This window comes from Nocardioides sp. AN3 (genome assembly GCF_054653495.1).
Genome location: NZ_BAAIGC010000007.1, coordinates 198,533 through 206,229, shown reverse-complemented (window position 1 = coordinate 206,229; position 7,697 = coordinate 198,533). Strand labels below are relative to the sequence as shown.

Annotated in this window: 4 protein-coding genes; all 4 read right to left on the bottom strand. The window is 69.4% G+C overall.

All coding sequences use genetic code 11. The features are described from left to right. Positions 1–416: 416 nt before the first annotated feature. On the bottom strand, positions 417–3,824 hold the full coding sequence (locus ACYQ1K_RS11010) for an NAD-glutamate dehydrogenase domain-containing protein (protein ID WP_459983017.1): 3,408 nt from the start codon (positions 3,822–3,824) through the stop codon (positions 417–419). 166 nt (positions 3,825–3,990) lie between these two features. Further along, the gene (gene meaB, locus ACYQ1K_RS11005; protein WP_459983016.1) at positions 3,991–5,541 is read right to left on the bottom strand and encodes a methylmalonyl Co-A mutase-associated GTPase MeaB; all 1,551 of its coding nucleotides are present in this window, start codon (positions 5,539–5,541) and stop codon (positions 3,991–3,993) included. Beyond that, a complete protein-coding gene (locus tag ACYQ1K_RS11000) occupies positions 5,534–5,944 on the bottom strand; it encodes a cobalamin B12-binding domain-containing protein (protein WP_459983015.1) in 411 nt (136 codons plus the stop codon). The genes meaB and ACYQ1K_RS11000 overlap by 8 nt, the downstream gene beginning before the upstream one ends. A 6-nt stretch (positions 5,945–5,950) precedes the next feature. After that, on the bottom strand, positions 5,951–7,636 hold the full coding sequence (locus ACYQ1K_RS10995; protein WP_459983014.1) for an acyl-CoA mutase large subunit family protein: 1,686 nt from the start codon (positions 7,634–7,636) through the stop codon (positions 5,951–5,953). Positions 7,637–7,697: the final 61 nt, after the last annotated feature.

Here is a 7,697-nt window from a genome sequence, read left to right as displayed (position 1 = left end):
GACGGTGTCAGTACTGACCTCGTCCAACACCTCACCCAGCCGGCCCAGGAACCGGTGCACCTGATGCGACCGCGTCACAGCCGGCCGACGAGGCGGCTCCGGAAAAGGAGAAGTCATCAGGGCTCCACGGACAGCAGACGGACAAGTCAGCAGATCAACGTGGAGGGAGCCGCCCGTGAACGGGCGACCGAAGATCTTGATCAATTAGAACACACATTCGATTCACTTGCAAGGGCTCACGGTGTGGTCCACAGTCACCGGACGCACTTCCGGACCTCCTCGCCCCGGGATTGCCCTACAAGTCCCGACTCGCGGTGTCGTCGGCACGGCCAGGGAGGCGGCCCTCCGCCCGGCCCTCGGCAAGCCCTCGCCCGTCCCCCGACCGTCACCAGGTCGCCGAGGGCAGCACCCGCCCGTCACCCGCGGGACGGGCCGACCGGCCGACCTTGCTCGTGGGCGGCGTAGAGCAGGGTCCGAAGCCCCTCGAGCGCCACCGACAGCATCGCCAGGTCGACCTCCGGCGCCTCATGCAGGCGGAGCAGAGTCTCTTGATAGAGGCTGAGCCGTTGGTGGTTGCCGGTCAGCCAGATGTCGATCGCCTCGACAGGCGGACGCTCCGCGCCGACATTGGCCAGGACGGCCATCGACAGCTGGCGTTGCAAGGTCCACAGCTCATCGGCGACCGACGTCTTCGCGAGCATCAGCCAATGGCTGTCGTCGGGCTCGTAGGTCGCGCGCCGACTCAACCAGTCCAGCTCGAGGTGCTCCCCCAGTCCGTAGTAGACCTCGGCGAACCACGGCAGATCGGCATCCGCGTCGTGGGCGGCCTCCACCAGGTCCAGCGCGGCGCTGAGCCTCCGCAGCACGCAGACGTCGCGCGCCAGGTCGGTAGGCGCGCCCGCCTCGACGAGCGAGTCGATCCGGGCCTGCAGCCGGGCGTGCGCGGTCGCCGGGAGGACATCGGGCAGGCAGCTGACCAGCTTCGCCACCCCGGGACGGAGGCGGGTGACCTCGAACGCGGGATCCACGACATGCCGATGGCGCAGGAACCACCGGGTCGAGCGTTCCGCCACGGTGCGCAGCTCGACCAGCATGCGGGTCTGCACCGCGCCGTGGGTGGCGATGTCGAGGTGGTCGATCTCGGCCCAGACAGCGGGCAGCCCCAGCACGTCGCGGCCTGCGAGATAACCCAGTGCCGCCTGTGGCTCGTGCTGACCGCTGAGCTCGATGACGCGTCGCACCAAACCCGAGCCCAGCCGGTTCATCATCTCGTTGACCAGCACGCTGGTCGCGATCTCGCGACGCAGCGGGTGCACGGCCATCAGGTCGCCGAACTCGGCCAACGACGGTGGCAGGTATCTGTTCAGCGTGTCGGCCCGCACGCCCGGGTCGTCCGGGACGTCGGAGGCGAGCAGCGTCTGCGAGTAGGTGTTCTTCGCCGAGGCCAGCAGCAACGCCATCTCAGGGCGCGTCATGCCGATTCCGTCGGCCCGACGCCGGGCCAGTGCCTCCTCGTCGGGCAGGCTCTCCTCACGTCTGTCGAGCACGCCGCGCTGCTCGAGGAGGCGAATCACGTCGGCGAGCGGATCCAACAGGAGCGGCCCCAGCCACTCGCTGACGCTCAGCGACTGGGCCTGGGCGGCGTTGTTGGCGAGCACGTGGGCGACGACCTGGGGGGCGGCCTCATGGAGAAGCTCGTCACGGCGTGCCCGATCGAGGCGTCCAGCTGCGATCGCGGCATCCAGCAGGATCTTGAGGTTCACTTCCCGGTCCGAGGTCTCCACACCGGCCGAGTTGTCGATGAAGTCGGCGTTGATCTTGCCGCCCGCCACGGCGTACTCGACGCGGGCCCGCTGCGTCACCCCCAGGTTGCCGCCCTCGGCCACGATGCGGGCACGGAGCTCGGTCGCGTCCACGCGGACGCTCTGGTTGCGTCGGTCACCGACAACGCCGTGCGACTCATCGGAGGCCTTGACGTAGGTGCCGATCCCCCCGTTGAACAGCACGTCCACTGGTGCCCGCAGCACGGCGCGGACCAGCTCGTCCGCCGACATCCGGTCGGTCTCGACGCCGAGCAGCCCCCGAACCTGCGGCGTGAGCGGCACGGAGGTCGCCGTACGGAGGTAGACCCCGCCGCCCTCGGAGAACAGCTCCGGCCGGTAGTCCGCCCAGGATGATCCGGGGGTGGCGAACAGGCGCTGGCGCTCCGAGAACGACGAGGCGGAGTCAGGGTCGGGGTCGAGGAAGATGTGCCGGTGGTCGAACGCGGCGACCAGCCGGATCCGGTCCGAGAGCAGCATGCCGTTGCCGAAGACGTCCCCCGACATGTCTCCGATCCCGACGACCGTGAACCGATCATGGGTGGGATCGATGCCCAGCTCGCCGAGGTGGCGGCGCAGCGACTCCCACATCCCGCGGGCGGTGACTCCCAAAGCCTTGTGGTCGTATCCGGTCGCCCCGCCGGAGGCGAACGCATCGCCCAGCCAGAAGTCGTGTTCGGCGGCGATGCCGTTGGCCAGGTCCGAGAACGTCGCGGTTCCCTTGTCGGCCGCAACCACGAGATAGGGGTCGGCGCCGTCGTGGCAGACCGTCGCTGCCGGGTGCACCACCACGCCGTCGACGAGGTTGTCCGTGACGTCGAGCAGGCCGCGGACGAACGTCGAGTAGCCGTGGCGCACCTCCTCGGCCAGTGCGTGCATGTGGGTGACGGCCGGTGGGCGCTTCACGACGAAGGCGCCCTTGGCACCTTGCGGCACGATCACGGCATTCTTCACCAGCTGGGCCCTCATCAGGCCCAGGACCTCGGTGCGGTAGTCCTCGGGCCGGTCGGACCAGCGGATCCCGCCGCGTGCGACCCGGGCCGAGCGGAGATGAAGGCCCTCGACCCGGGACGAGTACACGAAGGTCTCGACGAGAGGCCGCGGCCGCGGAAGGAACTCGAACCCCGACGGCTCCAGCTTGAGCACCAGGTAGGGCTTCGGATCGCCGCGCTGGTCCACCTGGAAGTAGCTCGTCCTCATGGTGCCGGTGATGACCGACAGGAACGAGCGCAGCAGCCGGTCGTCGGTCAGGTTGTCGATCGCCGCCAGCTCCCCCTCCAGCAACCCACGCACCTGGTGCTCGCGCGCTTCGCCACCGGGCCTCGGATCGAACCGAGCCTTGAACAGGTCCACGAGCAACCGGGTGATCGGGCGATGCGCGCGGAGGGTGCGGGCGACGTACGCCGTCGTGAACAAGGTCCCCGCCTGGCGCAGGTAGGCGGAGACCGCCCTCAGGACCATCACCTCACGCCACGACAGCCCGGCCCGCGCGACCAGCTGGTTGAGCTCGTCGTCCTCGGCCGTCCCCGACCAGACCGCATCGAACGCCTCGGTGACCAGATCCCGGATGCCGTCGTCGAGCAGCGCCAGCGCGTCGCGCGGCAGCAGGCTGAACTCTTCGACCCGGACGGGTGCGCGGTCCGCCGGGAGCACCTCGAAGGCCCCGTGCGACGCGACCCGGAGCCCCAGGTTCTCCAGCACCGGGAACACGTCGGCGAGCAGCGCCGGTGCCGGGGTGGACCACAGCAACACGAGGTGCGGGCGCTCGGCCGCGCCGTCGCCCGACGGTTGCGTCGGCTCGACCAGCTGCAGTGTCGGCACCGGCCGCCTGGCATAGCCTTCGAGTGCGGCGATGTACGCCGGCACCGAGTCAGCCCGGTGCGTGTCGATGAAACCGCGGGGGAACGCGTCCGCATAACGGCCGTGCAGGTCCCCGGAGTCGCCCCCGACGGTGCCGGGAAGCAGCTCCGCGACCCGGGCCAGCCACGCCTCCGGAGTGGTCACCATCGCCTCCACCAGCGTTCCGCCGTCGCGCGCACGGCACCCGGCAGTCTATGCCCACGCCGTCTCGCAGAGGCACGCTCGAGGCCCGAAATACCCTCGACGGTCGACGGGTGTCGCCGGCGCCTCGACCGTGTCAGTGGATGGTCAGTGGATGGTCAGTGGATGGTCAGTGGATGGTCCAGCCGCCGTCGACGACGAGCGTCTGCCCCACGACGTACGTAGAGCTGTCGCCCGCCAGGAAGAGAAGCGCACCGTCGAGCTCGTCCGCCTCGCCCGCTCTTCCGATGGGCGTGTTCCGCTTGATGAAGTCGGCGCCCCGGTCGCTGTCGAACATGTCGGAGGTCATCTCCGAGCGGAACCAACCGGGCGCGATGGCGTTCACCCGGACTCCGCGGCGCGCCCACTGTGCTCCGAGCTCGCGGGTCAGGTTGACGACGCCCGCCTTCGAGGATGCGTAGCCTGCTTGCGGGATCGGGTGGGAGGCGCCGAGCCCGAGAGCGGACGCGACGTTGATGATCGAGCCCGAACCCTGCTCGAGCATGATCCGGGCGGCACGCTGGCTGATCGCGAACACCGAGACCAGGTTGACCTCGACGACCGCCCGGAACTGCTCCACCGGTTCGACCTCGGCGGCGATCACATCGCCGAGGCCGGCGTTGTTGACCACGACGTCGAGCCGCGGGCCGATCATGTCCATCAACCGGTCCAGGTCTGCCTCGCTGGTCACGTCACACGGCACGGCCACGACGCGATCGCCGAGCTCACCGGCGAGCTCGTCCAATGCCTCCTTGCGACGAGCCGCGATGTAGACACGGGCTCCGGCGCCGTGCAGCACGCGGGCGAAGTGACGGCCCAGACCGCTCGACGCTCCGGTGACGAGAGCGACGCGGCCATGGAGCGGGCCGAGAGCCCTGCCGCCGGGATGCTCGACGGGGGTCGTTCGTGCCGACGGCAGGCCGCGGCGCCCATCGAGGAGCTGGACGAGCTCGTCGACGCCTTCCCCTGAGACGCTGGAGACCCGGACGATGGGTCGAGGACCTTCGTCACCTCGTCGCAGCGCGACGCGGCGTAGCTCAGCGGCCACCTGGGCCGCACCCGGGAGGTCGCTCTTGGTGACCACGAAGACGTCGGCGACCTCGATGATCCCGGCCTTGATCGCCTGCACCGAGTCACCCAGCCCTGGCGGACTCGCACACACGGTGCAGTCGGCGAGCGCGGTCACGCCGACCTCGGACTGTCCGGCGCCGACGGTCTCGATCAGGACCGTGTCGAACCCGAACGCCTCCAGAGCCCGGATGACGTCCGAGGTGGCCATCGTCAGCCCGCCGGCGTGCCCGCGGTTGCCCAGGGAGCGGACATAGACGTCGTCGGACAGATCGCGTTGGCGGAACCGGATCCGATCCCCCAGCACGGCGCCCGCGGTCAGCGGGCTCGACGGGTCGACCAGGAGCACCGCGACCCGGCGTCCGCGGCTGGCGTAGGCCGCGGTCAGGGCGCTCATCAGAGTGGACTTGCCGGCACCTGGTGGGCCGGTCAGGCCGATGACCAGCGCCGAGGGCTGCTGGCGTCGAAGCCGCTCAGCGAGATCAGCGCCGAGCGGCGTCTGGTCTTCGAGCGCCGAGATCGCCTTGGCGAGCCACCGCCGGTCACCGGCGGCGAGGCCATCGAGCACGGCGGAGACGGTGGGCGCGGCGGGCGCCGTCAGGGACTCAGGCATGGGTCCGCTGGCGGTCGGCGGCGAGCTGCTGGAAGCGCGCGGAGACCTTGGCCAGCATCTCACCCCCTCGGAAGATCGCGGAGACACCGGCGTCGCTGAGCGCCGGCACGTCGAAGGGCCGGATCGTCCCGCCGACGACGACCGGGACCCCGGACGAGCCACGGTCGGCGAGGATGCGCAGGACGTCGGTCGTGGTCTCGACCTGGCCTCCTGACATGAAGCTGATGCCGATCACGTCGACGTCCTCGTCGATCGCCATGGCGACGATGTCCTCGGGCGTCTCGTAGTCGACGAGGACGACCTCCATGCCGTCATCGCGCAGGGCGGTCGCAATCGTCTTGATCGCGCGGTCGTGGCTGTCGATGAAGCTCTTGGTGAGCAGGACGCGTGGTTGCTTTGTCATGGTTCCTCACTTGTTCCGACCGAAGACGCTGAACAGGACCGCCTGCATCTCGCCCAAGGTCGCGTCCGCATCGGCGGATGCGACGAGGGCGGCCGTGCATGATCCGATCTCCCGGCCCTCGTTGACGGCCGTCGCCGCAGCGAGCAGGTCGGCCAGGGCCGCGCGGGTGCGCGCCTCGTCGCGCTCCGCGCGGTGCCGGCGCAGGTCCTCCAGCGCCAGCTGGGCGGTGGCGGGGTCTGGCCGGAACACCCGAGTCTGGTCAGGCTCGTCGGTCGTGTGCTTGTTGACGCCGACCAGGACACGCTCTCCGGACTCGACCTCCTGCCGCCACCGGTACGCCGACTCCGCCACCTGCGCTTGGACCCAGCCGCTCTCGATGCAGGCCACGAGGCCACCTTGCCGGTCGATCTCGTCGAGCAGGACCTGAGCAGCTGCCTCGATCTCGGAGGTCAGCGATTCCACGTAGTAGGACCCCGCGAGGGGGTCGGTCACCTTGGCCGCGCCTGTCTCCTCGGCGAGGATCTGGCTCGTGCGCAGAGACAGCGTCACGGCCTCCTCGGTGGGAATGCCCAGCGCCTCGTCGTAGGCGTTGATCGTCATGCCGTTCACGCCCGCCATCACGGCTGACAGCGCGCCGTAGGCATTGCGGACCAGGTTGTTGAGCGGCTGCTGGACGGTCAGCAGCGATCCCGCGGTCTGCGCGTGGATGCGCGCCGTGAGGGAGCCGGTCCGGGTGGCACCGAACCGTTCGGAGTTGATCCGGGCATACATGCGTCGGAGGGCACGGGTCTTGGCCACGTCCTCGAAGAAGTCCTCTCCGTAGCGGACATGGAACCCATAGCGAGGCAGCAGCGTGTCGGGGTCGATCCCGAGGGAGACCGCCTCCTCGTTCAGCGCCACGATCGTCGCCATGCTGAAGGCGAGCGCCTGGACGTGGTTCGCCCCCGCTTCGCAGATGTTGTGCTCGCTGACGGTCACAGTGTTGAACCGTGGCGCGTGCTCGGCGCAGTAGGCCGCCACATCGACGCACAGCCGGTAGCTTCCGCGCGGCGAGAAGTTCACGCCTCCGCAATGACCGAAGAAGTCCCAGATGTAGTTGGTGATGTTGCCGGCCAGCCTGTCGCCGGACACCCCCATGCGGCGGGCGGCAGCGAGGTAGAGGGCGAGCATGGCGGGTGAGCCCGCATTGCAGACCATCGACACGTGGGTCCGGGCCAGGTCCTTCCCAGCGAAGAGGGTCTCGAAGTCGGAGGCCTTGACGATCGAGACTCCGCAGTCGCCGATGGCTCCACCGACACCTGGAGTGTCCGGGTCGTAGCCCATGGAGGTCGGCATGTCGAAGATGAGGTTGTAGGCCTCTCCACCGAAGTAGCCCTTGGCTCCGTCGGCGGCCTTGAGCAGGTCCATCCGCTCACGCAGCTGCGAGGCCACGCCGTAGCCGATGATCTGCAGGTCCATCCACGGCTGGTGCTGGTAGTGGATCGGATAGATGCCGCGGTCGTAGGGGAACTGGCCGGGTTCGGCCGCGGTGAGGCCGGCGGCCCGCAGATCGGTGGCGTCGTAGACCGGGCGGACGGTGACACCCGACCGGTTGACGTGGTCGAACGACGTGCCTCCATACCGGCGGTCCACCGCTTCGGTCCAGGCCTTGCGCGCTTCCTCGGCACTCGATGAGAACGTGCTGTCGAGCACGGCTACCTCCTGTGGCTTTCATCTGGTTCGTCGGGCAGTGCCGGACCGGCGAGGCGGTGCG